The sequence below is a fragment of the Alkalihalobacillus sp. TS-13 genome (genome assembly GCF_019720915.1).
GTDB lineage: Bacteria > Bacillota > Bacilli > Bacillales > Fictibacillaceae > Pseudalkalibacillus.
In genome coordinates this window covers 1,827,401-1,853,804 of the sequence record NZ_JAHKSI010000001.1, presented here as the reverse complement: position 1 = coordinate 1,853,804, position 26,404 = coordinate 1,827,401, and the positions used below count along the sequence as shown (strand labels likewise).

The following is a 26,404-nucleotide window of genomic DNA, read 5'->3' as shown; positions in this document are numbered from 1 at the left end:
AGTTCATTTTTTTATTTTCCCTCGTAAACAATCTTCCCGCCAACAATTGTGTAGACCACCTTTGTTTCTGAGATGTCTTTAGGGTCGGAATTGATGATATCTAAATCAAGCACTACCATGTCTGCCTTCTTACCAACCTTCAGGGAGCCTAAATCATCTTCCTGGAATAATTGATAAGCAACGTTCTTTGTGAATGACTGGATCATTTCCTTTACAGTTAGCGCGTAATCATCATTACGGATCATATTCTTTTCCTGTTCATCCGGATAAGGACTATTTCGAGTAACTCCAATCTCTATACCGTTAAGGGGTCGGTAGTCAGGGGTGGGAGGATAGTCGCTGCTACTAGCAATAGTCACTCCCTCATCCCACATCTTGCGGGCAGGGTACATGTCCAGCGCACGGTCCTCTCCAATCATTGCCTTTTCTAATTCATAGTACTGATCCTTGTAAAACCAGAATGGTTGCAAACTTGCAATGACGTTCATTTTAGCCATTCGTGTGATATCATTATCATTAATAGCGGAAATGTGGGTTATGGTATGACGGGAATCACGTTCTCCGTTAGCTTTACGTGCTTTTTCAAACGCATTAAGACTTGCGTGGACAGCTCCATCACCGATAGCATGAATATGCAACTGAACACTGTCCTCATCCAGAGAGGTAACCATTTTATTGAAATCCTCAACTTTCCAATTTGCGTCCCCATGGTAGTGCTCACCCATTCCGGCATTCTCAGTGTAGGGCTCAAGGAAAACGGCGGTTTTGCCTTCAGTTACTCCATCAGCAAATAGTTTAGCAGTATTAATTTGAAGATAATCTGAACTATACTTTTCACGAGCATCAAGCACCGTTTTAACCGCTTCGTCTGGATTGGTGCCTGGGTCAAATTTGAAGGCGTTGGCAACTCGCATCGTCAACTTCCCTTCCTTTTCCAACTCATGCAGTAAACTCGTGTTTTCAGTACTGCCAGACATGTTCAGAATTCCGGTTATACCAAAACTGTTTGCTTCATCTTGATATTTCAAGAAAGCCTTTTTATACTGTTCCCCAGTTAGATCAAACAAAGCTTGTACATCTGTTAGTAAATCGGCTGCACCTTCACGGAGAACACCGCGAGGGGAACCGTCAGGGTTACGTTCAATCATACCGCCTTTCGGAGCCTTTGTTTCCTTGGATATCCCGGCCATTGCAAGTGCTTTGGAGTTTACCCATACAGAGTGGCCATCAATAGAGTTGAGGATTACTGGAATATCGGAAACCACCGCATCTATATCCTCTTTCTTAGGACCTGGGTTTGTACCATCTGCTTGTTCATACGATCCATTTTTCCAACCACGGCCAGTGATTATTTTCGTATCAGGATGGTCCTTCCTAAAATCGGCAATAGCCTGGATGTATTCTTCATGACTTTTAACATTCGTAAGGTCTACTTGAAAAAGCTTAGTAGTCCATTGGCCCGGTGGATGGGTATGTCCATCCATAAAGCCTGGGGAGACCATCTTTCCTTTCAGATCAATCACTTGAGTGTCATCGTTTATATACTTTTCCACACCAGTATTGCTGCCAACAAAGATGATTTGGTCATCATTGATAGCTATAGCTTCAGCAGTGTGCTGATCTTCTTCCATGGTATATACACTTCCATTTTTAAGAACTAGGGTGGCTTTTCCTTGAGACTTCTGGGTGGGTTCTTTAGGTACCTCCGTATCCTTTTCTATTGTTTGTTGGGTGCAGGCAGTTAATAGCAGTAAAACTGGCAAAAAGATTACTACCAAAAATGATAGCTTAGGAAAAAGTAATCTACTATTCATGACATTCACTCCCTTAACTAAGTTCCTTTTAAATTTAAAGCTCTTTATAGATTTCAATTTTTACGACACCTCAAGTTCATCAAAATCAATTTGAGGTGGTTCTTTTTTGAAAAAGTTTGTAGATATTGTCAAATACAGGAAACCGATGATGCCCCATATTAAACCAATCGTAATGGAATACAAATCAAGGTTACTCCATAGATACACAATAAAGAGCAGACCAATAAGAGGGGCAATCAAATGACCTAAGGTATATAATAAAGAGCGTGACTCCTTAGTCTTTAAGTAGGTTACAATCACACATATATTAACAAATGAAAAAGCAGTGAATGCACCAACATTAATGAGAGATGTTGCTCCGCGTAAATCTAACAAAAGTGCGGATGATGCTAATACACCGATTAAGAGAATATTTGGAACAGGTGAATTATGTTTAGGATGTAAATACCCAAAGAAACGCTTAGGCAATACTTCATCTCTTCCCATGGCATATAACAAGCGAGAAGCACTAACTTGTGCTGCCAAACCTGAAGCAAATACGGAAAATAAGGCTCCGGCGGTGAAAATAGAGAGGAATAAGTTTCCACCTATGATATAAGCAATTTCAGGTGAGGCACCTTCAATATCATTAAGCACAGATACATCAGGGAATAGGGACTGCATAAAGTAGGTGACAGTGAAGAAAAAGATCCCCCCTATTGATGCAACTAGTAAGATAGCTAAGGGAATATTTTTTTTAGGTTCAACGGTTTCTTCAGAAAGGGTTGTTATTGCATCAAACCCTATAAAGGATAAAGCTAATAAAGCTGCTGCCCCAAACAGCCCTGAAAACTCCATGTTGGAAGGAAATAGCTCGTTCAACGAATTAAAATGCTCAGGTCCTTTTGTAATGGAACGAACATTAAGGTAAATGAAGACTGTTCCAACCAAAAATTGAAATGCGACAAGCAACAAATTCACCGAAGCTGCGAGTTTGACACCAAAGATATTCAAAAAGCTAATAATAACAATCAGACCGACAACCCAGACCCAGCTAGGAACGCCAGGTAATGCTGCTGAAAGGTAAATTTCAGCAAGTAAGGCGTTGATCATGGGAAGGGCTAAGTAGGCTATAAAAGTAACCCATCCCACCAGAATACCGACATATGGATTCAAAATGTTTTTAGTATATGTGTAGACAGAGCCAGCAGCAGGATATCTTTTTACCAATTTTCCATAACTTAAAGCGGTGAAAAGAATTGCGAGAAAAACTACAATATATGCTGCAGGCACATGTCCTGAAGATACATCCGATGCGATTCCGAAAGTATCAAAAACAGCAAAGGGTGACATATACGCAATTCCTATTGCTACTACATGAAACAACTTTAACCTTCGTTTCAATTGATTTGATTGATTCATAGAACCATTCCTTCCAATCTTTTTTTACTTGAGGAAATTGATTAGACATCTTTTATTACCATTCTGATGTATCCGCTTACAATTAGGGGTCATGTGTTACCATCTGAAGAGAAAAGGGGATATAAGATTTGAATGGAATAATAGTAAATCTTACCTAACAATCCTCTTTATATTTAGAAGATTGTCAGGTATGAATTATTAATCTAGGTTTATTTACAAACTATTTAATTATCTAAAGAGTAAGATCTTATTTTTCGGACGTAGCCAGATTCCTTAATCCTTCAAAAGTTGATGCATCCGTGAGGTTATAGCCGGTTCGTAATATCGGATGAACATGTTTCAGATTTTCCGTCCAAAGTCCTTCTCTAAGTGGTGATATTTGTATATACCGGTAGTCATCCCTAAATTCTTTTAGAAAAGGCGGCTACGGAATCATCTAAAATCGTAATGATCCTTTCTATTTCATCTTTATTGATGATAAGAGGAGGGGCAATGGCTACGATATTCATTCCTGGTTCAAAATCGAACGGTCTGATCAGTAACCCTCGTTGGTAACATTCCTCTACAATGGACACGGCTGCTTTTACAGAGTCATCAAAAGGAACATTTTCCTCGGGATCCTTCATTAAATCGAATCCAGCTAGCAAGCCTTTGGCTCTACCTTTTGTAAAAAAGGGGTATTTGTCTTCTAAATCATGGAGTCCTTTTTCTAACACGTTTCCTAGTAGTCTTGCATTTTCCACAAGACCGTCCCGTTCTATGATTTCAATATTTTTCAATCCGACCGCACAAGCTGTAGGATGACCACTATAGGTGAATCCATGAGCCAGCATAGCATCATACTCATTAATAGCATCCCTGATATGTTCTCTCATGACTACACCGCCAAGCTGAGCATACCCGCTTGTGATCCCTTTTGCGACCGACATGAAGTCGGGGACAATCCCCCAGTGATCAACACCGAACATTTTTCCAGTGCGCCCAAAGCCGCAGATCACTTCGTCTGCAATCAAGTGGATATCAAATTCATTACAAAGGTTTCGGATAGCGTGCAGGTACCCTTCTGGAGGAATATGAACCCCACCAGCCCCTTGGATCGGTTCCACAATGACGGCAGCAATCTTATCTTTTCCTTCTTTTTCTATGATACTTCTAATACTGCCCTCATAGTCTGGATGGCTTTTATCACCTAGCTCACAGTCGGTAACGTGAGCCTTTGCATTGACAATGTCAGGGTCCGTCGAACCAGAAAACTCACGGTAAACATCGATTCCTGTCGCTCTTTGTGCCGCTACGGTTACACCATGGTAGCCTCTACGTAAAGAAATGATCTTCCTTTTTTTCTTGTAACCTTGCAGCTGCCAATAAAATCTTGACAACTTGAATGCCGTATCATTGGACTCTGAGCCGCCAGACGTGAAAAAAACGGTATTCAAATCTCCTGGGGTCAAAGATGCAATCTTTTCAGCCAGACGGACGGTCGGCTCATTGGCATATCCGTAGAAAGTTGAGGCATAGGCGAGTTCTGTCATTTGTTGATACGAAGCATCTGCCAATTCCTTGTTCCCGTGCCCAAGGTTGACATTCCATAGCATCGAAACACCGTCAATATACGTATTGCCTTTGAGATCTTTCAGGTGGATGCCTTTTCCGCCTTTAAAAATGATCTTCGGGCCGAATTCTACCTGGGCTTTAGGATTCGTAGATGGATGAAGAAAGTGTTTACGGTCTGACACAGATAATTCAGCTGTCAAAGATTCGCCATTCGCATGATCGGCTAGTTTCATTTGACTCATATTCATCACTCCTGATCAGAAATTTTAATAATAATAAAAAGGTCAATTGCTCATTTAGTTATTTGCTAGTTTTCGGATTACATAAAGAAGGACGTTGGCTCCTTTTTCGATGTCATCATCTAACGTAAGTTCATCTTCGTTATGGCTGATGCCGTGGATGCTTGGCAGAAAAATCATGCCGCTCCCAGCTATCTTGTTCATATATTTTGCATCATGGCCAGGACCACTGAAAAGCTTTATTGAAGAATAGCCCCATTTGTCAGCTGCTTCCTTGATAGCATCCGTCACTACAGGTGAAAATCTGACAGCATCAGAGTGCCAATCTGTCGTGATCGTTACCTCCAGGTCATTCATCAACGCAATGGTACTCAACTGTTCCTTCAGTCTTTCAATGGCATATGAACGGACCTCATCGTCCTTATGTCGGATATCAATCATGAAATCCACTTCACCTGGAATCACATTCGCCACATTCGGCTTGACATTCACTTTACCTACCGTTGTTTTCAAGCCATCAATCTTTTTCGTGATTTCGTTCACCTTTGAAATCATCTTCGCAGATGGAACGAGGGCATCTTTCCGATTTTCCATCGGTGTAGGACCGGCATGGTTTGTCTCGCCTGTTACCTTAACGCTTAGCCAGCTCATACCCTGGATGCCTTCGACAATCCCAATTGATTTATTTTCATTTCCTAAAATAGGTCCTTGTTCGATATGGAGTTCAATGAAACTTCTGACATTCTTTAATCGATGTCTTCTATCTCCTAAATATCCGATTTCTCTTAAAGCCTCTTGGAAGGATATTTCATTATCGTCCATCGTGCTGTAGATAAAGTCTTTTGTAAATTCCTCAGAAACCCCCCCGGAACCAAGCATCGGTGGAGCAAAACGAGCTCCTTCTTCATTCGTAAAATTAATGATTTCGATCGGGTAGTCGGTTTCTATATTATTTTCATTTAATACCCGGATCACTTCTAATGCTGTAAGAACGCCTAGAATACCATCATAGCGTCCGCCACATGGTTGAGTATCTAAGTGAGATCCAACAGCAACGGCAGGGCTATCGATTATCTTACCTTTCCTCCTTCCATATATGTTTCCAAAATCATCAAACCTGACATCCAGCCCTTCTTCATGCAGCCATTGAACAAATACATCTCTCATCATTTTGTCTTCTTCCGTTAGGGCTAGACGATTTAGACCTCCTTTTTCAGAAGAGCCAATAGAAGAGCTCACTTTAATCGTTTCAAGTAGACGCTTTTTATTTACTCCTAGTAGTAATGATTTCATATGTCTCCTCCTCGTAATCTTATAAATGCAAGTTCCATGCCAAAAATAAATACTGTAAATTTACTAAAAAGCAGTCTTTTATTCTGAAAATTGGTAATATATAATGAAAATTCGAATCGATTTCGAATCGATCTGATTCGATTTCGACTCAAATTCGCGTTTGTATAATTGTTCTAGGGAGGTTCGACTTAATGAATAAAGGATTTTTTAAGGACAAGCATTTTAATACGATTTTCAACCATTTGAAGGATGGAATTTTTATAGCTGATAATAACGGGGTTGCCCTTTGGATCAATGATACAAGTACAAAACAATTGGGGGCACCTCGGTCCAAAGTAATCGGTAAAAGCGTTACGGAATTAGAAAATAATGGACTATTTACTCCATCAGTAACAAAGATCGTATTAGAAAAACGGGAGACGGTTACGAAGGTCCAGACATCAAAAGGACGGCAGTATCTGGCTACTGGACATTTAGTTGAAGTTCAAAAGGATGACACTGAATATGTATTGGTCCAGGTAAAGGACATTACAGAAACGGTTAGAGCCTCATTTAAACTTGAGAAGGCTGAATCACTTCTTAAGAAGTATTGGAATGAACTCCAGCAGTTGAAGATGAAGGAAACGGAAAAAGGCCATAAGCAGGCCATAATCGGCAAGAGCAAGGAACATGAAGAAATGATGGATCTTATAAGCAGAGTTGCTACAGTAGATGCGACCATTTTGTTAAATGGTGAGACCGGTGTCGGAAAAAGTATGATTGCAGAGGAAATCCATAAAAACAGTGAAAGACCTGATAAGCCTTTTGTTCAGATAAACTGTGGTGCAATACCAGAAACGCTCCTCGAATCGGAGCTGTTCGGTTATAAGAGAGGGGCATTCACGGGAGCGAACAACAGGGGGAAAATAGGATTGGTTGAAAGAGCGAATGGAGGCACACTTTTCTTAGATGAAATCGGAGAATTACCTATTTCCCTTCAACCGAAACTTCTCCAATTGGTACAAAACAAGTCATTTATCCCGATCGGTGCTACCGATCTAAAAAAGGTGGATATCCGGATCATAACCGCAACTAATCAAGACCTTCTACAGATGGTGAAGGAAAAACGATTTCGGGAGGATTTGTACTACAGACTCAATGTTGTTTCTATCCAAATTCCTACTTTGAGAGAAAGAAAAGATGATATCCTTCCTCTGATATACCATTACTTTGATTTATATATGACCAAGTATAGAAAGAATTCGACGTTGAGTAAGGAACTGCTTGACTACCTTCAAAACTATAGCTGGCCTGGTAATATCCGTGAGTTAGAAAACATGGTTGAACGTTTGATAGTTACGACGAAAGCAAATGTAATTGAAAAGTCAGATCTTCCAGATAAAGTATTGCAGGAAATACAACAGATAGAGGCTTCATTTTCTAGTCTAAATGATCAAAGCCTTCCAGAATATTTAGAGCAAATCGAAAAAAAAATGATTACTGAAGCGAAAAATAACCATCCATCAACAAGAAAAGCAGCTGAATCGTTAGGATTAACCCAATCGTCATTCATGAGAAGGTTGAAAAAATACAATCCCTAATATAGTACGATGCGGATGCTGAACTTAAAATTTTGCTGAATCGATTTCGGTTCAAACAATAAAACAGAATTGATGTTTTTAAAATAAATTTGGTATTATTATTCTTTTAAATGAGAATCAGAACGATGATAAAGCCTGAAAACCCCTAAGAAAATCAAATTTTGATTTCAGAAAAATAAAAGATGGCATGAAATTTGCATTACTAGTTAGCAACTACACATTAGGGAGGGATTTTTCATAAAAGAACTCTATTATACTGGAATCTTATCACTATGTTGTCGATATGAGTTTTTATTTGTTTGGGGGGGATGAGAAATGGTTTTAACCATAAATAGTACACCGAGAAAAGACGGGTTCAGAATGCCTGGAGAATTTGAAAAACACAAAGGTACATGGATGCTTTGGCCGACGAGAACCGATACGTGGAGAGCTGGTGCTAAGCCAGCCCAAAGAGTTTATGTGGAGGTTGCTAAGGCGATATCAAAATTTGAGCCTGTAACCATGTGCGTACGTGCGGAACAATTCGAAAATGCCCGTGCACTTTTGCCGCATCATATACGAATTGTTGAAATTTCATCCAATGATGCTTGGATGCGTGACATTGGTCCAACCTTCGTTAAAAACGATAAAGGTGAAGTTCGAGGGATCGATTGGGGTTTCAATGCTTGGGGAGGAATAAAAGAAGGGCTGTATTTCCCTTGGGATCTCGATCTACTGGTCAAACAAAAGGTACTGGAAATCGAACGAATCAGTCGCTATGATGCTACTGACTTTATTACAGAAGGCGGGGCAATAACGGTAGACGGTGAAGGCACACTCATAACTACAGAGCAATGCCTATTGAATCCTAATCGAAATAATAACATAACAAAGGAAGAAGTTGAAGATATACTCCTCCAATATTTAAATATCCAAAAGGTTATCTGGTTAAAGGATGGCTTGGTGGGTGATGAAACCGATGGTCATGTGGACGAGGTAGTGTTTTTCGTTCGACCAGGTGAGGTAGCAATGAGCTGGACAGATGATCCTGGTCATCCACAATATGCTGTGCTTCAGGATGCCTACCAACGATTGGAGAAAGTTACGGATGCCAAGGGGAGGAAGTTGAAGATCAATAAAATTCACTTACCCAATCAAATTACCTTGAGTGAAACAGAAAGTCTAGAAATTGATTACTCTTGTTACAGTTTTGAACGTTCGCCTGAGGTAACCTTCATTTCAACCTATATTAACTGTTACCTATGTAATGGGGGCGTCATTTTACCGACCTTCAATGACCCACAGGACGAATATGCAATTGAAGCTTTTAAGAACATGTTTTCAGACCGAGAAATTATTCCTATCAACACACGGGAAATTTCAGTTGGCGGGGGAAATATACACTGTATCACTCAACAGCAGCCTCTTCCTTAACACTCAATGGAGCCTAGAGAGTAAAAATAAGGAAAAAGGGTTGCTCATTTGAAGAAGGAGAATGAGGATCCAGCAAAGTTGATAAGAAGCATTTATACATCTGGTATCTACCATTCAACACCACTGTAGTGTTATTTTTATAAAGGAAGACAAAATGAAATAAACATATTAAAAGATAATAAGATCGTTTTCTAAAATTCATACCAGTTAAAGATGAGGGGGGCTATGATATATCTAACGCATTCCAACCTATGAAAGATTAGGAAAGAGGTAGTCGTTTCCGTCCTCAACATTAGGAATATCCTGATGAACAACAGGAAAAAGGAAGGGTGTACGCAAAAGGGCGTTTTTTAGACGGGACAGGTTATATTTATAGCTCCCTCACTGGAAGAAGCGATGGATATAGCAGAGAATGATCCATATGTTCTCCAAGCGCCAGAGGTTTAGATGTCCATGAATGGGAAATGGTTAGCCCCCTTTTATCATGAACAAACATAGTAAAGGTAATAGTAAAACTCCGTAACGAAAATTATGGAGTTTTTCATTTTTATTTTGAAAACCACCTATTTTTTGACGGGATGATTTTCAGTGGCCAATTGCCTTATTTTTTAGTTGAAAAACGATTTATTTCGATGTGGACCAAAAGAATTTTTATAAAACGATCTGTAAAGTGATGCTCCAAGAACGTCAGTTTGATTTTTCTAGAAAGTTGATTGATTTCATTTTTAAGGAACTGTAAGCATTCGTTTGAACGAGTGTTGAACTGTCAGAAGTAGCAGAAGCTATATAACCAATTATTTTAGGAAGGGCTAAAACCCAGGAATAAAATCGACGTACTCATCCATCAATGAAACTGATGTCCGAGAGGAGCTCCCTGCAAGGATAACCGGTGAAGTCTGGTGAAACAACAGGAGTCTGAGAGAGGAGAGAAACGAGGAGACAGAAAGGCATAACGGACAGTAAAATATAAACTCACTGTCCGTCTAACTTTGGGCTCTAACATATACAGATCCGTACGTACGGTGGTATGAGTCGGGGGTTATGATGCTACTAGACTTTGAAAGCCACTTTACGTTTTAATATCATTTTAATATCGCGTAAATCTAATGAATTAATTTGTTAACACAAGCAATTATCGCTACTTTATGTCGTTTTCCTTCTTCACGCTTTTTATCCTAGTGAGCTCTAAGATGTGGATTTCAATCCTTTGTTATGCCACATTGCACAGCTGTATAAAGAGATTGCCGAAGACGAGACGATCCTCTTTTTGTAATCCGGTTGCTGGTGGCTTTGAACTTACCAGATTCATGAACCCTAGGGTCGATTCCAGCGTAGGCAACCAATTTTTTCGTGACGGTCTGCCTAACTATATCAAGGCTATATCTGAAATTGGATACCCTCTTTTTAATTAAATTAATCATTGAGTTAGATCCAACAATTTCCCTCCCAGTATTCATAAAGCTCAACTTCATCTCCATACTCCATATTTCAATTACTCTCGACTTTTACTCGATTAAAACGATTATTAATGGGAACAAATAATCCAAAAATGCCGATAAAAGAAAACAACATAAAACTTAGAGTATAAGATGTCATATCAATCATACCACCTGCTATTGCTGACCCAAACGATTGACCAACTCCCAATGATAAAAAAGATAAACTTACTCCGATGGAAGGGTTTGATTTGAAAATACGGGTAGACCAGACAATAAATAAACCTGTCAAAAATATATAAGAAATTCCAAAAAATACTGAAGAAAAGTAAACGGTAATCGTTGTTGGGATCGTAATAAAAAATAGAGATAGGAGCATCATTATAAGGATTAAACGATAAGATAAAGCTAGACCAGCTCGATTAATTAGCCCTCCTGCAATACCCCCAACTACTCCAGATATACCCATCAAAATCCAGAATAGCACACTTTCATTCATATTCATGTCATAGACAACAGTTAAATAACTTCTTGAAAATGTCCAGAATATGGAGGAGATTCCACCTATAATGAGAGATGCTACTAATAAAAACCTAGCTTTTTTGATGGCTGGTAACCACTGTAGTTTAGTCCTGGTTATGTTAGATCTCATATCTTGAGAAGGTATACTCAGGTTATTCCATACGAGAACGACCAATGCAATTATCGCAAAAAGAACATAGGCAAATCTCCAATATTCTGTGAACAGCAGCGCCACAGGACCTGAAAGCATAATTCCGAAACTTGTTCCACTGTTGATCCATGTATTGCCCTGATCTTTATCCTTTGTCTGTAAAGCTGTTGATGCCACTTGACTATAAGCAGGTGACGCCCAACCGCTGCCTATCCCTGCAATAAATGAACTTAAAGCGAGCAAAGAAAATTCCTGAGAAATTGCTATTCCAAGTAATCCAATAAATGCACTTATCCCAGAAAGTTGAATCATTCTTAGTTGGCCAAACTTTTGAATCAAAAATGCAGATGTAAATAAAGCTAAGGTATACGAGATATAAGCTGTTGAACCAACTATACCAGCATTACTTTCGGTAAGACTCAAGGAGGCTGAAATGTTCGGTAGGAACAATCCGAAACTGAATCGTGCAAATGAATAAGTTACACCAATCATAGCGATACCAGGAAGAACAATTTTTCTCATTAATTTGCCACTCCTTTTTATATAGAACGTTCATTATACTTTTGTGATGGAAATTAGCAAGCCAATATTGACTTGCTAATTCAACTTATTTTCAAACAAGTGTTTTATTGAATGTATAAGTTCACGAGCCACATCATCTACATTTAATATTTCTGACAACGCAGTAGCGCCTTCAAATAGTAATGCTAGTCGAGTAGATTCACAATAATTAAAATTGAGCTTTTCGAAAAAACGGATCAATGATTTTTTATGCTCGTTTACATATCTGACAATTTCCTGGTTTGAATCCGATGAAAACTCTTCTTTTGCCCTTAGAAACATGCAACCATTAGTTTCATACAATCGGATCCAATGGATATGATTCTCTGCTAATGACAATGCTATTGAGTTGTTTTTAGGCCTGGTAACAGATGGTTCCAAGTATGAGAAATATTTTTTTTCTCGTCTTTTAAGAACTTCAAGTATCAGATCTTCTTTCGAATCAAAGTGGTTATATAATGTCATTAGAGCGACATTGGCTTCTTTAACGACCCGTTTTAGTCCAATGGAGTGAAAACCATGTTTATAAAATAAATCCTCTGCGTGTTTAAGTAAATCTTCTTTCTTTTTACTCATATATGACATCACCTTTATATAGAACGGTCATTATATTTATAACATAAAATAGTATGGAATACAATTAAATAACTCAAACTTCGCACCTAAACCGTCTTTGTTTTCGTTCAAATAAAGGATTCAAACGGAAAATAGATAAAGAAGAGATGAAACAAAGTGTGTCACGGGTGGGTAGATGTGTTGATATTGGGCCAATGGAATCTTTTTGGGGAACTCTTAAAAACGACCACCTTTTTTCTTTAATACTCGTAGGTCAAAGCCTGTTTATATAGGCTTCAGCACTATTCGCTTAATTCCTTTTCTTTTTACGATAAAAAAGGACGTATTTAAGTCATTGTTTCCAATCTCCTGCTTCTCTAAAATTTGATGTAGTTTAGGATAGAGTTTCAATAAAAGGGGAGTTGATCTTATGGAAACAATCGAAGAATTGGAATTGAAAATGTGTGCCCCATCACAACGACTGATTGATGATCTCTCAAAAGTCGCTGGAGATTTGATGATATTAGGTGTTGGTGGGAAGATGGGGCCGACCCTAGCAAAGCTTGCTGTAAATGCTGTCCGTAAGGGAGATTTAAACAAACGCGTAATTGGTGTTTCGAGATTCTCAAAAGGAACCCTTCAAGAAGAGCTGGAGGAGGCAGGCGTGGTAACCATAGCAGCTGATCTGTTGAATGAAGCTCATTTGAAAGGACTGCCAGATGTAAAAAATATCATCTACATGGTAGGAAACAAGTTCGGGACCGCAGGAATGGAGCATCTCACATGGGCGATGAATTCCTATCTTCCAGGGCGAGTAGCAGAAAGATTTAAAGATTCAAAAATAGTGTCTTTTTCTACTGGTAACGTTTATCCTCTTACACCTGTAACACTTGGTGGAGCTTCTGAAGAGCATCCTACAGGACCAGTGGGAGAGTACGCTCAATCATCTTTAGGAAGAGAACGCATTTTTTCGCATTTTTCCTATAAGTATGGGACTCCTCTATTACACTTCCGTTTAAATTATGCCATTGATTTGCGGTATGGTGTTCTCTTGGAGATTGCTAAGTCTGTCAAAGCTGGAACACCAGTTGACTTGGATATGGGTCATGCCAACGTGATTTGGCAGGGAGATGCGAACGAAATGGCCCTTCGATCCCTCTTACATTGTGATTCCCCGTCGACTGTTTTGAATATTACGGGACCGGAAACGCTCTCGATCCGTTGGGTAGCTGAAAGGTTTGGGGAAAGGTTTGGAGTTGCTCCATTATTTACGGGTATTGAACAGGAAACGGCACTATTGAGTAATGCTTCAAAAGCTTATGAGTTATTCGGATATCCTAAGGTCACAATTAGAGAAATGATTGATTGGACAGTTCATTGGGTGGAAAAAGGTGGCGAAGTCTTGAATAAACCGACCCACTTCCAGGAACGAAAGGGGAACTTCTAGATGAGTGTGACACTGAATCCAAAAGTGAAAAAGCTTCTGCATGAAGGCACTGTCATTCCTGCCCATCCTTTGGCGTTGAACGATGGCCGGAAGCTCGATGAAAAGAGACAACGTATGCTGACGCAATATTACACGGCAAGTGGTGCTGGAGGGATTGCAGTCGGTGTCCATACAACCCAATTTGAAATACGAGATAAAGGGATCGATCTATATGAACCTGTATTACGATTAGCTGTTGAAGAAGTTGAAAAAGTGATGCAGGGTCAACCGTTCATTAAAGTGGCAGGTGTTGCAGGGCCGACGTCTCAAGGACTTAAGGAAGCTGAAACTGCGAAAAACCTAGGATATGATTTAGCCCTTGTCAGTATGGGCGGTTTATCAGATCTCGATGAAAAAACACATTTGGAAAGAGTCAGAACGATTTCTGAAGTTATACCGGTTTTCGGGTTTTATTTACAGCCAGCCGTCGGAGGGAGAGTGTTCAGCTATGACTTTTGGCGTAAATTCGCTGAGATTCCCAACCTTTATGCAATCAAACTAGCTCCGTTCGATCGTTATCATACATCAGATGTCGTCAGAGCGGTTTGTGAATCATCAAGAGGTAAAGAGATTGCACTTTACACGGGTAATGACGATAACATCGTGGGAGACCTTTTGACAGAATATCGTTTTGAAATCAACAGAAGGATCGTGACAAAGCAGATTGTCGGAGGACTTCTTGGTCAATGGGCCGTTTGGACGTCGAAAGCAGTTGAACTCTTGAGCCAAGTGAAAAAAGCAAGAAGCCAGGGTGTCATACCTGTGGATTTGTTGACTCTTGGAGCTGAATTGACGGATGCCAATTCAGCATTATTTGACCCTGTCAATGGATTCAAGGGCAGTATTGCTGGAATTAACGAGGTATTAAGAAGACAAGGGCTTCTCCAGACGAATCTCTGCCTCAACCCAAAGGAAAGATTGAGTCCGGGTCAAGCTACCGAAATCGACCGAATCTACCGACAGCATCCTCATCTTCAAGATGATTCTTTTGTAGCAGAGAACGTCACGAAATGGTGTTCTGAAGAAAGTGCGAAACATCACTAGGAGGAGTATGATGACTACAACTCAAAAGGATAAACGATTCTTTTACTCCTTAGAGGATAAGGAATTTATCGTTGATACCAGTCGAAAGTATTGGGCTCAAGAAGTGGAAGAAGTGATTGCACGAGCTGATATGGCTTGTAATAATACCTTTGTTTTCACCCATCGTTGGGATATGGAACGATGTGAAGATCCATTTACATTCCAAGATGGAATGGATTGGACCTATCAATATAGTGGAGATTTTGAATGGACCGTGAACTTGAATCGATCCAGGTTTATGGCAGAACTGGGGCAAGCTTATTGGCTGACTGATAATGAAAAATATGCAAAAGCATATATCCGGCTCCTGAAGGATTGGGTCCGGCAGAATCCTTTGACAGAACAAGAAATCCATGAAAGCAAAGATCGGCACTACAATGTAAAGGATACATGGAGGAAACTCGATAGTGGCATTCGTATTACGAACTGGGTAAAAGGTTATCATTGTGTGAGAAACTCAAGTTTGTGGGGAGAGGATGAAGAATTTATATTCCTTGAAGCGGTGAAACTTCATGGGCTGTATTTGAGTATTGCTTACACACCTCATGATCGCCAAAGTAATTGGGGATTTCTTGAGACGAACGGATTGTTTCAAATTGCCTCCTTGTTTCCTCATCTTGAACAATCCTCTACTTGGCTACAATTCGCGATCGAACGATTAGAAGAGATGTGTAAACTTCAAATTTTTGAGGATGGTATGCACAATGAGCAAAGTCCGATGTACCATCATGAGGTGCTCCATTGTCTTTTTGAATCAGTTTGGTTAGCGGACCTTAATCAAGTCGATTATCCCATTCAGTTTAAGGATAGCTTGAATCAACTGTACACGGCATCCTTGTCGATCGTAAAACCTGGTGGTCATCAACCGATGCTGAGTGATAGTGATCACACCGATATTCGGGATGTATTAACACGCGGTGCGGTTTTATTCGGAAGAGGAGATTTGAAACACCAGGGATATCCTTTGCTGGATTACGAAGGACTATGGTATTTCGGACAAAAAGGATTTGAAAAGTATCAAGCTCTCGAAAGCATTGTACCGTCGTTTTCCTCCATCCTTTTAAATCAATCTGGTTATTCCGTTATGCGCAGTGATTGGGCCGAGGATGGGCAGTATTTGATTTTTGACGGTGGTCATATGGATATTATCCGTGCGCATGGTCATGATGATTTCCTACATGTCGATTTAAGCTTCAACGGAAAAGATTTTCTTGTGGATACAGGTAGATACACATACATGGAAACTGATGATCGAAAATATTTCAAAGAGTCATTCCAGCATAACACCACCAGTGTAGATGATAAAAGCATCTCTTCTTATGTGGATTCATGGACTTGGGAAAATGTCGCACAGCCTACAGATACATTTTGGAATAGTCAACCAGAGTTCGATTACGTACAGGCTGGTCATTCTGGATATATGAAGTTAGAAGATCCTGTCCAAGTTTTACGACAGATTCTCTATATAAAACCATATTATTGGATCATCGTTGATCGTTTTCAATCCAATCAAGAGCATGACTTTAAACAGCATTTCCATTTTTCAGAGGAATGTTCGATTGATCTTGATTCCTCGTCAGGATCGATTCTGGCAAAAAGTCCCGATAACATTCAATTGGAACTAAAATCACTCGAACCTGTATCTTTGACCAAGGAAAAATGTTGGATATCAAGAGACTATAATCAAAAGCAAACCTCGACGAAAGTCATTACTCAAAAAAGAGGTTCAGGTCATACAAAATTCATAACAGCATTGATCCCGCATAAACAATCAAAAAGCACCAATTTATCCATATCGAAAGTAGATGTGTTTGATACCCGTAATAAAAAGCTGTCAGAAGATGAGGTTACAGCAATTGAAGTGACCAGAGAAGGCATGTCAGAAGTCATTCTTTTTTCACATCAAGGTCCATGCAGCTATCAATTTTCCAACAAACATATGACAGGTGATGTACTGTTCATCCAAAGAAAAGGGGATGAAGAGAAAGATTGGATTGTTAAAGTATAGGGTTGCTCCTCTTCTGGAGCAACCCCATCTTCTTATAGGTAAAGAAAGAATAAAAATTTGATCACACAGATGTAATGTCTAGCTAAGCCCCTAGTCTCTGGGATCACTTCAGACCTCCTGCGGCGGCGACACACTGACATAAATACCTGTGGTTCCCCACGCAGGTCCAAACTCTGTTTGGTTCGAGCCTCCTCATCGGACTTCCAGTTGCCCTTCGAGATTGCCCCATGGCGCTTACGCTTTTCTTAATGGACGCCGATCCGTTTTCGGAACTGGGAAGGTGTAATCCCAACGTGCTTTTTAAATGTCTTAGTGAAGTGAGGGTAGTCATTGTATCCGATGGTATGAGCAATTTCATACGTTTTATAGGATGGGTTGTTTAGAAGTTCTTTTGCTAGTTCAATCCTCTTTTTCGTAATGTATTGTATGAAACTGATTCCCATTTCTGCTTTGAACTCCATGCTGAAGTAAGAAGGAGACATGTTCACTGAGTTAGCGACGAGTTGCAAGTTCAGGTTCTCCTCCCGATAGTTGGAATCGATATACTTCACTGCAGAAATGATGTTATTTCTTTGGCCTATATTACGGGTCATTTTTAATTGATGCATGATGGTATTGCAAATGGTATACACATATCCATTCATTTCGATTGGATCATCCGGTAACAGCGATTCATTAACCAATTCTACATATACCTTTGAACCCATTTGCTTATTCACTTCTCCTTTGATGAAAACAACCATATCAATATACAGTCCTTTGATATACTCATTATCTTGCTCTTGCTCTATTATTTTCTGATACATCACCTCTAGCATGTCCCTCACTTGTTCTTCTTCAAGAAGCCAAATAACCTGAACGAGATTTTCAACGAATGACTTGATTTCCCAAAGCCACTCATTACGATCCTTAAGGGGTTTTCGGTCAGTATCTAAATGTTCATGAACTTTTTTTAGAGAGGAAAGAAATTGATCTGGTTTCAATGGTTTCAATAAGAAGTCGATCACACCATAGCGAATTGCTGTTTGTGCGTATTCAAATTCATCATAACCCGATATGATGATAAATTTTGATCGCGTATTGGTTTCCTTGACTCTTTCAATAAACTTCAGTCCATTCAATTTCGGCATTCTTATATCTGTGATGATCAAGTCAGGTGAGTATCTCTCGTTTAATTCGATTGCATCTATGCCATCCTTTGCTTCACCGACGATTTCAAAGCCTGTATCATTCGATTGTATAAGAGCAACGATGCTACGTTTAATCATCTTTTCGTCATCTACTACGATTGCCGTGTACATGTTATGCCTCCTTTTTTTTCTCTTCTTGATCGTATGGCAATTTGATTTCTACAATCGTCCCATTCTCATCGGATTGCTTGATATATAAACCATAAGGATGACCGAAGCTTCCATAGATCCGTTTATGTACGTTGATCAACCCGATTCGCTTTGTGGTCTTACGGTTGACTGGAGGATCTTCATTGTTTAGAAAAGCGTGGTTGAAACCATCTTTTGTACCTTTGTTCATTCCATGACCGCGATCTACAATCGAGAGCGTATAATGATGTTCCTCTACTTTTCCATATACTCCGATAAAAGTAGGGGTCAACTCATGATCTTCATACCCGTGTACAAAAGCATTTTCTATAATAGGCTGGATGGTCAGTCTCGCAGTCCATACTTCTTTGGCTATGGTATCGTCGATATCAAAATAAACCTGGAGTTCTTCAAACCTCTCTTTTTGAATTTGGAGATAAGAACGGATCTGTTGAATTTCCTCCTTTAATGTGACGATCGTCTTCGTGTTACTGACATTGTATCGGAACATATCCGCGAGAGATGTCGTCATTCGACTGATCATCATCTGATTTTCAATGATGGCATGGGAATTGATGATCTCAAGCGTGTTGTACAGAAAGTGCGGATTTATTTGGGATTGCATAGCATGTAACTCCGATTCCCGATTCTTCAATTCCAGCTCCTTCTCAACAAGTTTGGAGTGCTGGACCTCTTTAATCAAATGATTCAGTTTATGGGTCATTGTATAGAAACTATCATATAAATCATTGACCTCATCGTTTCTTGATAGGGTATTTGGTTTCTTTCTTTCAATATTCAAATTTCCTGATTCCACTTGTTTCATCATCTTTTGTAAATTTGAAAGTGAATAGGTCAGGAAAAAGGAAAATCCACCTACAAACACTAATGCGACACCAATCAGAAGCAGGCCGATCCAAATGGTTGAATTTCTGACCGTGATCAGATTTGTCATCAGTTTGCCTAAAGGAACACTGGCGGCCATCGTCCAATTCGAAGTACTTGAATGATCGTATACCTTCAGAGTTTTCAAGCTATCGTCTCTGTTAATGAAGAAATAATCCTTATCATGATTTTCGGTTTGTTCATACGAAAATGTCTTGCTAAGCTCACTATGGTCAGGATGGTATACGATTTTGTCGTTCTCATTTACAATCCATACATTCTTGAAATGGCTTAATGTCACTTCATTAATGATGCTCTTCAATTTATTCAGTCGCAGGTTTATGATTAATAGTCCCGAAGTATCATAGGTGTGTTTATCGAATACCTTACGGACAACAGTAAGTACGGGTGTACCTTGAACAAATTCAATGTCCATGATCTGATAGGGATCTAATTCTTTTTGGATATTCCATAAATGGATATTTCGTTTTTTGATTTCGTTCATATCGAGATAATTATTTACTTTAACGTAATTATTGACTTGCATTCCATGGTCATTGATGAGCGAGATACCAAAGATATCAGAACGGCCTTCAAGGATACTTGCGAAAGATTCATCCTGGATTTTTTGTGACGTGATGAAACGTTCATATCGTGTCGAGTTGTCGGGGTCTAGCTTAAGATAGGATTGAACTTGGGGCTGGGAAAGAAACGGCACGGTAGCCTGTTCCAATTCAATCAGGTAGAAGTCCAAATACTCATTGGTTTGTTTCAAGAGATGCTGGCTATATTTGACGGCATTATCTTCAATCGCTGCAGTTGTCTTTTCATACCAGAAGAGCCCTAGAACAAGTAAAGGGATACATACGAAAACAAGGATGATGAAAAATAATTTAGAGTTGATCGAACCTAATTTAAAGGGCATAGCCGTATCTCCTTATGAAGGGTATTAATAGTTATAATTTTCTTTATTTTCATTTTATTGAAAAAAACACAACCTTTCAAATGAATTTCCATTTTCTGATCTGAATTTAACTTTTAATATGAAACATGTAAGCGTTATTAATGAAAAGGGGGAGAAAACATTGTCATTCAAAAAGGTATTCAAAACGTTTCCTGTAATGGTTTTAATTCTTGCATTGCTCCTTTCAGCATGTTCGGCAGAAACGGACTCAGAGGAAGATGGGGATTCATCCGCAACTGAAATTACTTTAGGCTTTTATTCATCTGGTAGTGCAGATGAAAAGATGAAGGATCTCATCGCTCAATTTGAGAAAGAACATCCGGATATAAAGGTCAAGACTCAGAATGCACCGTATCAACAATTTTTCCAAAAGCTTGATACACAGATTGCAGGTGGAAATGAACCGGATGTCTGGCTCTCCGACGGAGTATTCGTACTGAAATATGCAGAACGTGGAGCTGCGAGGGATCTGACAAAATGGATTGAGAAAGATTTGAACAAAGATGATTATTACGGTTTGGATTTCAACAAAGGTCCTGACGGAAAGTATTGGGGTGTACCTCAAGGAATCCAGATTGGAGCACTTTTCTATAACAAAGACATGTTTGATGCTGCAGGAGTGGATTATCCTGATGATACTTGGACATGGGAAGATCTGAAAGAAGCCGGCGCTAAATTAACGATTGACACGAGTGGCAAAAAAGCCGGGGAATCTGGGTTCGATGCTAACACTGTAAAACAATATGGGCTTACATTCTTTAACATCACCGAAGGTTGGATGCCTGTATTGAAATCCTATGGTGGAGGCGTGTTAGGAGAAGATTTGAGAAAATCCATAATCGATTCACCAGAAAATAAAGAAGCTGTCAACTACATCGTTGATGGAATGGAACGTGGAATCTTCACCGATCCAGCGGACCTTCAAGCTTTCCAAAGTCCAATGTCTCCTTTCCCGAGTCAAACTGCAGCAATGCGGATCGGGATCTATGCACGGGCGTTGGCAGCGAATGAAACTGGCGTCAATTATGACGTAACGGTCTTGCCGAAAGGTCCTGATGGAAAACGCTTCTCTCCAGTAATCGCAAACTCTTGGGTAATCAGTAACAATACTTCTGATAAAAAAGCAAAAGCAGCTTGGGAGTGGATCAAATACTGGGTTTCTGAAGATAATGTACAAAAGCAATGGGCAGAATTAGGGGAAGCCGTACCGGTTAAGAAATCCGTAGCAAACTCTGACTTGTTCCTTAATTCAGGTGACAAGCCTCAAAACAAACAAGCATTCTTGGACAGTTTCGAATTTGCTGGTACGCTGGATGTCAACGCTGTTTGGTCGGAGTGGGTAAAACAGATGGGAGATAACCTCAACAGGGCATTTTTAAATGAAGCCTCGGTTGATGAAGCACTGGAAACTGCGGATAAGGAAGTTCAGAAAGTCCAAGATGAATTCTATAAAAAATAATCAGCATCTGAACAACGATAAAAGAAAGTGTGACGTTTATGAAGAGCGAAACTAATACATTAATCAACATCTGGACGAAAATAAGCACAAAGAAAAAAAGAAAAGGACTGAACAGTGAGGGGAAATGGGCTTTGCTCATGATTTCTCCTTACCTTCTTCATTTCATTGTTTTTATCGTTTTTACATTGCTTGCTTCTTTATACTTCAGTTTTTCTAGATACGATATGTTAAGTGCTCCGGAATGGATCGGGGTAGAAAATTACAATAAGTTGATCAATGATCCGATTTTTTGGAAGTCATTATGGAATACCGTTTATTTCACACTGCTGTTTGTACCAACACAGACTATTTTGGCATTGATTCTTGCTGTGGCTTTGAATCAACAGTTGAAAGGCTTAAAGCTTTATCGATTCGCTCATTTCATCCCTGTCATCTCATCTTGGACGGTTGTTTTGTATGTAGCCGATGCCATTTTCAATCCTAGATTCGGACTTGCGAATGATTTGCTCGTGAAATTAGGATTGGAGCCGCAGAAATGGTTGAATGACGAGCAACTAGTCATCCCCGTTTTAGTAGCGGTCGCCGTTTGGAAAGGTGTCGGATACATGATGGTGATCTTTTTGGCAGGATTACAGAATGTACCTGAAGATTTATATGAGGCTGCTGAAATTGAAGGAGCAGGTTTCATAGGAAAGTTCAGACATGTCACGATACCGCTGATTTCTGGTACGACATTCCTTGTATTGGTATTGAGTACAATCACTACCTTCCAGGCTTTTGAACAGATTTATGTCATGACCGGAAATTCAGGTGACATAACTGCTGCTGGAGGTCCTAACAATGCAAGTATGGTATTGATGCTCTATCTGTTCCAACAAGGATTCGCCTTCTTGAAGATGGGGTATGCATCTGCGATTGCTTGGGTGCTGTTCATCATCTTGTTCATCATTACACTGATCCAAGTAAAAATTCAAAAGAAATGGGTCCATTACGAGAAATAGAGGATAAATGAATCACAGAGGTGTTTTTCATGCAAAAAAATCCGAATAAGAAGAGAAAAGTCTTAAGTTATATCATCATTACGATCAGTTCATTGATCATGCTGACACCTTTTATAACCGCTGCATTGAACTCCTTAAAGAGTTATGTCCAGTATACAGCGATACCAGTCGAGTGGATTCCAGACCCTGTCCAATGGGAAAATTACGTGGAAGTTTGGAAAATGACTGACTTTGCTCAGTACGGTTGGAACAGTCTGGTCGTGACCGTGCTCTCTGTTGTCGGGGCATTGTTTTCCTGTTCTTTGGTTGGTTATGCATTTGCCAGATTAGAGTTCCGATTCAAGAATTCCTTGTTCATCATGGTGCTTGGTACATTAATGATTCCACCGGTCGTCATGATAATTCCACAATTCATCATTTTCAAAAACATGGGGTTACTGGATACACTTGTTCCTTTATGGATACTGGAATGGCTTGCTCAACCATTCGGGATATTCCTGATGAGGCAAGCATTCCTTGCCATTCCTAAAGAATATGAGGAAGCAGCTAAGCTGGATGGGTGTTCACCATTACAAACCTATTGGAGGATTTTCCTTCCAATGTGTAAACCACAATTGGCGACGTTAACCATTTTTACATTCATGGCAAAGTGGAATGAAATAATGGCACCTGTCATCTACCTTTCCTCCCAAGAAAAATTCACGCTTCCAATAGGCGTACTATCGATGTCTGGAGCTTGGTTTGGTCAAGAACAATATCTAGTCGCCGCAGCATTGATGACTCTAATACCAATTCTGATTGTCTTCTTGTTCACTGAGAAGTTCTTCGTAAAAGGAGCAAGCTCATCTGGACTGAAATAGATCTGTCATCAAAAAGCGAAGAACAAAGAATGGGAGTGTATGGATGTGAAAACGAAATTATTGATCATCGGTCACAGTAAAATGGTGGAACATGTAGGGCAAATCGTAAAAGAGGAGTTCCCACGAGTATCCATTACAACAATGGTCGCCCATCCAGATGAGGGGAATCCACATATTGATCCATTCTTATTTAAAGACCTTGATGCAATATTAATTACAAACTCACTTGAATGGAAGTTGGAATTTCCTGAACAAATTCCAGTTTTCCTGATCCGGCCCTCGATGATGGCTTTCTATTCGACACTATTCAGATGCCTGATTGAATCTTTAGAAGGATCCACATATTTGCCTACATGGAGTGTTGATTTTTTTACGGATCAAGAGATTAAGAAGCAACTTCTAAAAGCAGGGATACCGACAGAGCAGTTTAGGATCAAGGAGTACAATTTTCAAGTAGATGCAGATGAGTTGGTCGAGTTTCATCTTGAAGAAAATACTTATGCCGTGATTACATGTCACCCCGGAGTCTACGAGAAACTGGTCGAACGAAACGTAAAAGCATATTTGATCACTCCAACGGTCGACTGTTTGAAGACCTATTTTGAAAAAATAAACAAGGCAGCCAGCTCCACAATTCTCAAAAAACCTCACAAACTGCAATTTCATTATCAAAAGGATGATTCGATTTTAAAGCAGATTGGAATGAGCGGGGCAACCATCCATCGGCTGTTTCGTTTATGCGAATCGATCGGGACGAATCAAATTACCGCAGCCGATTTAGCGGAAGGATTCTCAATCACTTTGAGGAGTGCCAGAAGAATTCTTACAACCTTAGAAGATCATCAAATAGCTGAAGTAATTGGGGAAGAACAGATCAATGATAGAGGTCGACCGAGGTATATCTATCGGATTCATTTCGGCTATTTGAACAATGAAATCCAACCACTCTCTGCACTTGGATAAACCATCGTTTCAGTGAAAGGAGGAAAGCATGTCTCAATTTTATATCAATACGGTTTTGCTGGAAAAGAACCGATGGGAAACGGAGAGGGTGCCTTCCATTAAAGTCAGTGAATGGGTGGATACCCTCATCTCAGATGACCTTGATGGTATTGAACTGTGGGAAAACCATGCCTTGAAAGCAGAGGAAGGTGAAGTGGAAAACCTGAAACATTCGTCATTGCCCGTTAAGATTTACAATTCATATGTGAGGTTTGAAGAAGGATTCATCAATGAACGGATTCAGGCAGCTGAAATGGTTAACAAACTTGGAGCGAAAAAGGTGAAGTTCAATTTTGGAAATGAAGTGACATTGCGGCATGACTATATCCGAAATCTTTTAGATTGGAAAACTATGCTTCCGCTGGATTGTCAGCTCATATGTGAATGTCACCCAGGTACGATCATGGAGGATCCATTGGTTGTTTCGGAGGTTTTTAATGACATAGGGATGGATAACCTTGGTGCAATCGTCCATCCGTTCCATCCTCAAACCGATCTCCAATCATGGTTTGACCATATAGGAGCGTTCATCGTTCATGCGCATGTAAGCTTATATGAAGAACAATCATTTCATCTGTTAGAGAGCAAGATGGATTTTGTACGAGATCGTCTTAAAATCTTGAAAGACCAAAACTATGAAGGCTCTTATTCCATTGAGTTCACGGAGGGGACGGCTTCAGAGTTTGAAACACCCTCCTTACTCTATACAAATGCGTTAAGAGATTTTGAGGTTCTGAGAAAAGAATTGCAGACTTCATAGACAAGAGGAGTACATGTATGAATTTAACCGTTGGCGTAATCGGTGCAGGCATTATTGCTGTTGATCACTTCAAAGCAATCGAACAGATGGAGGGATTGCGTACTGTAGCTGTTGTAGACGTAAATGAACAGAAAGTAAATCTTTTTTCAAAATGCTATGGAATTTTAGGTTATACCGATTACCGAGAAATGATTTTGCTAGAAAAACCGGACATTATAATCGTAACGTTACCACATTATTTACACAAAGAAGCAGCGATTTTTGCAGCAGAGCAAGGATGTCATATCCTTTTGGAAAAACCGATGGCATTGGATACTGCTGAGTGTAACAAAATCCTGCAAGCAGTAGAAAGCAACAACGTCATGCTGATGGTAGGGCATATCCAGCATTACTTTGCAGAAAACATGATGGCAAGAAAAATCTTGCGCCAAAAGCGTCTTGGTAAGCTCATCATGGTCAATGAAAATCGACATATGGATTACTTCACCTCCGACCGGCCGGGATGGTTTCTACAGTCAGAGAAATCTGGTGGTGGAATCGTCATGAACCTCGGGGCACATTGCATTGATAAAATCCAATGGATATTGGAAACCCGATTTAAAAAAGGAATAGCGAAGTTATCCTATGACACGAATGAGCTTGAAGTAGAAAGCGATGTTGAGGGAAGTGGGATTCTCTATTTGGAGACAATAGACGGAGTTCCGGTTACCATCTCGCTTGCTGGATATAAAGTAGTTCCTAAGCATGTCACTGAACTCATTTTCACAAATGGAATGATGAAGGTAGAGGTTGGGAAGGGACTGTGGATCAACCAGACAGGAACCTATGAAGAGGTCCCTTGTGAGACGGAGGTTTCTCCATTCATCAGTCAATTACAAGAACTTGTCGATGCTATATACGGAAGATCGGAAATAACTAATACAGGAACTTATGCAAAGTCCATTATTCAAGTAATAGAAGGTTGCTATCGATCTCATAGGGAAGGAAAGGTTATTGATTTTCCGGAGGTATCGGAATAGCGTGAAAGGTATGGATGAAGCACACAAATTGGGGCTGGG

19 protein-coding genes and 1 pseudogene are annotated in these 26,404 nt (G+C 39.8%); 11 read left to right on the top strand and 9 right to left on the bottom strand.

Going from position 1 to position 26,404, the window contains the following annotated elements; genetic code table 11:
* Positions 1-11 precede the first annotated feature (11 nt).
* The 4 genes from KOL94_RS09250 to KOL94_RS09235 all read right to left on the bottom strand — a co-directional run bounded on the left by KOL94_RS09250 (position 12) and on the right by KOL94_RS09235 (position 6,301).
* Positions 12-1,631 carry an amidohydrolase gene (locus KOL94_RS09250; RefSeq protein WP_260412266.1) on the bottom strand — a complete coding sequence of 540 codons (1,620 nt, stop codon included), beginning with the start codon at positions 1,629-1,631 and terminating at the stop codon, positions 12-14.
* Positions 1,632-1,874: 243 nt separating this feature from the next.
* Complete coding sequence (locus KOL94_RS09245; RefSeq protein ID WP_221565907.1) at positions 1,875-3,215, bottom strand: APC family permease; 1,341 nt, start codon at positions 3,213-3,215, stop codon at positions 1,875-1,877.
* Between the two features lie 401 nt (positions 3,216-3,616).
* Entirely contained in the window at positions 3,617-5,011 is a 1,395-nt protein-coding gene (locus KOL94_RS09240) for an aminotransferase family protein (RefSeq protein ID WP_221565904.1), read from the bottom strand.
* Positions 5,012-5,065: 54 nt separating this feature from the next.
* Positions 5,066-6,301, bottom strand: coding sequence for a M20 family metallo-hydrolase (locus tag KOL94_RS09235; protein ID WP_221565902.1), 1,236 nt, complete (start codon positions 6,299-6,301; stop codon positions 5,066-5,068).
* Positions 6,302-6,492: 191 nt separating this feature from the next.
* Between KOL94_RS09235 and KOL94_RS09230 the strand changes: the two genes are divergently transcribed.
* Together KOL94_RS09230 and aguA are read left to right on the top strand one after the other, a co-directional pair.
* Positions 6,493-7,881, top strand: a complete 1,389-nt coding sequence (locus KOL94_RS09230) for a sigma-54 interaction domain-containing protein (RefSeq protein WP_221565899.1) — start codon at positions 6,493-6,495, stop codon at positions 7,879-7,881.
* Between the two features lie 315 nt (positions 7,882-8,196).
* Positions 8,197-9,294 (top strand): agmatine deiminase, encoded by a 1,098-nt coding sequence (gene aguA / locus KOL94_RS09225; protein WP_221565896.1) that lies wholly within the window; start codon positions 8,197-8,199, stop codon positions 9,292-9,294.
* Positions 9,295-10,397: 1,103 nt separating this feature from the next.
* Here aguA and KOL94_RS09220 read toward each other — a convergent pair.
* The 3 genes and pseudogenes from KOL94_RS09220 to KOL94_RS09210 all read right to left on the bottom strand — a co-directional run.
* Positions 10,398-10,667: pseudogene (locus KOL94_RS09220) on the bottom strand (transposase); the annotation flags it as partial.
* Positions 10,668-10,782: 115 nt separating this feature from the next.
* The gene (locus tag KOL94_RS09215) at positions 10,783-11,925 is read right to left on the bottom strand and encodes an MFS transporter (protein ID WP_221565893.1); all 1,143 of its coding nucleotides are present in this window, start codon (positions 11,923-11,925) and stop codon (positions 10,783-10,785) included.
* A 75-nt stretch (positions 11,926-12,000) separates the two neighbouring features.
* A complete protein-coding gene (locus KOL94_RS09210; protein WP_221565889.1) occupies positions 12,001-12,540 on the bottom strand; it encodes a TetR/AcrR family transcriptional regulator in 540 nt (179 codons plus the stop codon).
* A 409-nt stretch (positions 12,541-12,949) separates the two neighbouring features.
* Between KOL94_RS09210 and KOL94_RS09205 the strand changes: the two genes are divergently transcribed.
* From KOL94_RS09205 to KOL94_RS09195, 3 genes are read left to right on the top strand one after another with little or no spacing between them, the layout of a single operon-like run.
* Positions 12,950-13,966, top strand: a complete 1,017-nt coding sequence (locus tag KOL94_RS09205; RefSeq protein ID WP_221565887.1) for an NAD-dependent epimerase/dehydratase family protein — start codon at positions 12,950-12,952, stop codon at positions 13,964-13,966.
* A complete protein-coding gene (locus KOL94_RS09200; RefSeq protein WP_221565884.1) occupies positions 13,967-15,049 on the top strand; it encodes a dihydrodipicolinate synthase family protein in 1,083 nt (360 codons plus the stop codon). It begins immediately after the preceding gene.
* Between the two features lie 10 nt (positions 15,050-15,059).
* On the top strand, positions 15,060-17,096 hold the full coding sequence (locus tag KOL94_RS09195; RefSeq protein WP_260412265.1) for an alginate lyase family protein: 2,037 nt from the start codon (positions 15,060-15,062) through the stop codon (positions 17,094-17,096).
* Positions 17,097-17,341: 245 nt separating this feature from the next.
* Here KOL94_RS09195 and KOL94_RS09190 read toward each other — a convergent pair whose 3' ends face one another.
* Positions 17,342-18,397, bottom strand: coding sequence for a response regulator transcription factor (locus KOL94_RS09190; RefSeq protein WP_221565878.1), 1,056 nt, complete (start codon positions 18,395-18,397; stop codon positions 17,342-17,344).
* A gap of 1 nt (position 18,398) precedes the next feature.
* Positions 18,399-20,225, bottom strand: a complete 1,827-nt coding sequence (locus tag KOL94_RS09185; RefSeq protein ID WP_221565875.1) for a sensor histidine kinase — start codon at positions 20,223-20,225, stop codon at positions 18,399-18,401.
* Positions 20,226-20,385: 160 nt separating this feature from the next.
* Here KOL94_RS09185 and KOL94_RS09180 point away from each other — a divergent pair, with 160 nt between their 5' ends.
* Genes KOL94_RS09180 through KOL94_RS09155 form a run of 6 tightly spaced genes read left to right on the top strand, consistent with a single transcriptional unit; the run spans position 20,386 to position 26,365 of the window.
* The gene (locus KOL94_RS09180) at positions 20,386-21,723 is read left to right on the top strand and encodes an ABC transporter substrate-binding protein (protein WP_483298070.1); all 1,338 of its coding nucleotides are present in this window, start codon (positions 20,386-20,388) and stop codon (positions 21,721-21,723) included.
* A gap of 38 nt (positions 21,724-21,761) precedes the next feature.
* A complete protein-coding gene (locus KOL94_RS09175) occupies positions 21,762-22,724 on the top strand; it encodes a carbohydrate ABC transporter permease (RefSeq protein WP_221565873.1) in 963 nt (320 codons plus the stop codon).
* A 29-nt stretch (positions 22,725-22,753) separates the two neighbouring features.
* A complete protein-coding gene (locus KOL94_RS09170; protein ID WP_221565871.1) occupies positions 22,754-23,584 on the top strand; it encodes a carbohydrate ABC transporter permease in 831 nt (276 codons plus the stop codon).
* 45 nt (positions 23,585-23,629) lie between these two features.
* Positions 23,630-24,547 carry a helix-turn-helix domain-containing protein gene (locus KOL94_RS09165; RefSeq protein WP_221565869.1) on the top strand — a complete coding sequence of 306 codons (918 nt, stop codon included), beginning with the start codon at positions 23,630-23,632 and terminating at the stop codon, positions 24,545-24,547.
* Positions 24,548-24,575: 28 nt separating this feature from the next.
* Positions 24,576-25,346: a hypothetical protein gene (locus KOL94_RS09160; RefSeq protein ID WP_221565866.1), complete on the top strand. Its 771-nt coding sequence runs from the start codon at positions 24,576-24,578 to the stop codon at positions 25,344-25,346.
* Between the two features lie 17 nt (positions 25,347-25,363).
* Positions 25,364-26,365, top strand: a complete 1,002-nt coding sequence (locus KOL94_RS09155; protein ID WP_221565863.1) for a Gfo/Idh/MocA family protein — start codon at positions 25,364-25,366, stop codon at positions 26,363-26,365.
* Positions 26,366-26,404 lie beyond the last annotated feature (39 nt).

Excerpts from the sequence above, each read along its gene's own strand:
- KOL94_RS09250 (WP_260412266.1), bottom strand. The coding sequence starts at position 1,631 with ATGGAAGAAGATCAGCACACTGCTGAAGCTATAGCTATCAATGATGAC.
- KOL94_RS09245 (WP_221565907.1), bottom strand. The coding sequence starts at position 3,215 with ATGAATCAATCAAATCAATTGAAACGAAGGTTAAAGTTGTTTCATGTA.
- KOL94_RS09240 (WP_221565904.1), bottom strand. The coding sequence starts at position 5,011 with ATGAGTCAAATGAAACTAGCCGATCATGCGAATGGCGAATCTTTGACA.
- KOL94_RS09235 (WP_221565902.1), bottom strand. The coding sequence starts at position 6,301 with ATGAAATCATTACTACTAGGAGTAAATAAAAAGCGTCTACTTGAAACG.
- KOL94_RS09230 (WP_221565899.1), top strand. The coding sequence starts at position 6,493 with ATGAATAAAGGATTTTTTAAGGACAAGCATTTTAATACGATTTTCAAC.
- aguA (WP_221565896.1), top strand. The coding sequence starts at position 8,197 with ATGGTTTTAACCATAAATAGTACACCGAGAAAAGACGGGTTCAGAATG.
- KOL94_RS09215 (WP_221565893.1), bottom strand. The coding sequence starts at position 11,925 with ATGAGAAAAATTGTTCTTCCTGGTATCGCTATGATTGGTGTAACTTAT.
- KOL94_RS09210 (WP_221565889.1), bottom strand. The coding sequence starts at position 12,540 with ATGAGTAAAAAGAAAGAAGATTTACTTAAACACGCAGAGGATTTATTT.
- KOL94_RS09205 (WP_221565887.1), top strand. The coding sequence starts at position 12,950 with ATGGAAACAATCGAAGAATTGGAATTGAAAATGTGTGCCCCATCACAA.
- KOL94_RS09200 (WP_221565884.1), top strand. The coding sequence starts at position 13,967 with ATGAGTGTGACACTGAATCCAAAAGTGAAAAAGCTTCTGCATGAAGGC.
- KOL94_RS09195 (WP_260412265.1), top strand. The coding sequence starts at position 15,060 with ATGACTACAACTCAAAAGGATAAACGATTCTTTTACTCCTTAGAGGAT.
- KOL94_RS09190 (WP_221565878.1), bottom strand. The coding sequence starts at position 18,397 with ATGTACACGGCAATCGTAGTAGATGACGAAAAGATGATTAAACGTAGC.
- KOL94_RS09185 (WP_221565875.1), bottom strand. The coding sequence starts at position 20,225 with ATGCCCTTTAAATTAGGTTCGATCAACTCTAAATTATTTTTCATCATC.
- KOL94_RS09175 (WP_221565873.1), top strand. The coding sequence starts at position 21,762 with ATGAAGAGCGAAACTAATACATTAATCAACATCTGGACGAAAATAAGC.
- KOL94_RS09170 (WP_221565871.1), top strand. The coding sequence starts at position 22,754 with ATGCAAAAAAATCCGAATAAGAAGAGAAAAGTCTTAAGTTATATCATC.
- KOL94_RS09160 (WP_221565866.1), top strand. The coding sequence starts at position 24,576 with ATGTCTCAATTTTATATCAATACGGTTTTGCTGGAAAAGAACCGATGG.
- KOL94_RS09155 (WP_221565863.1), top strand. The coding sequence starts at position 25,364 with ATGAATTTAACCGTTGGCGTAATCGGTGCAGGCATTATTGCTGTTGAT.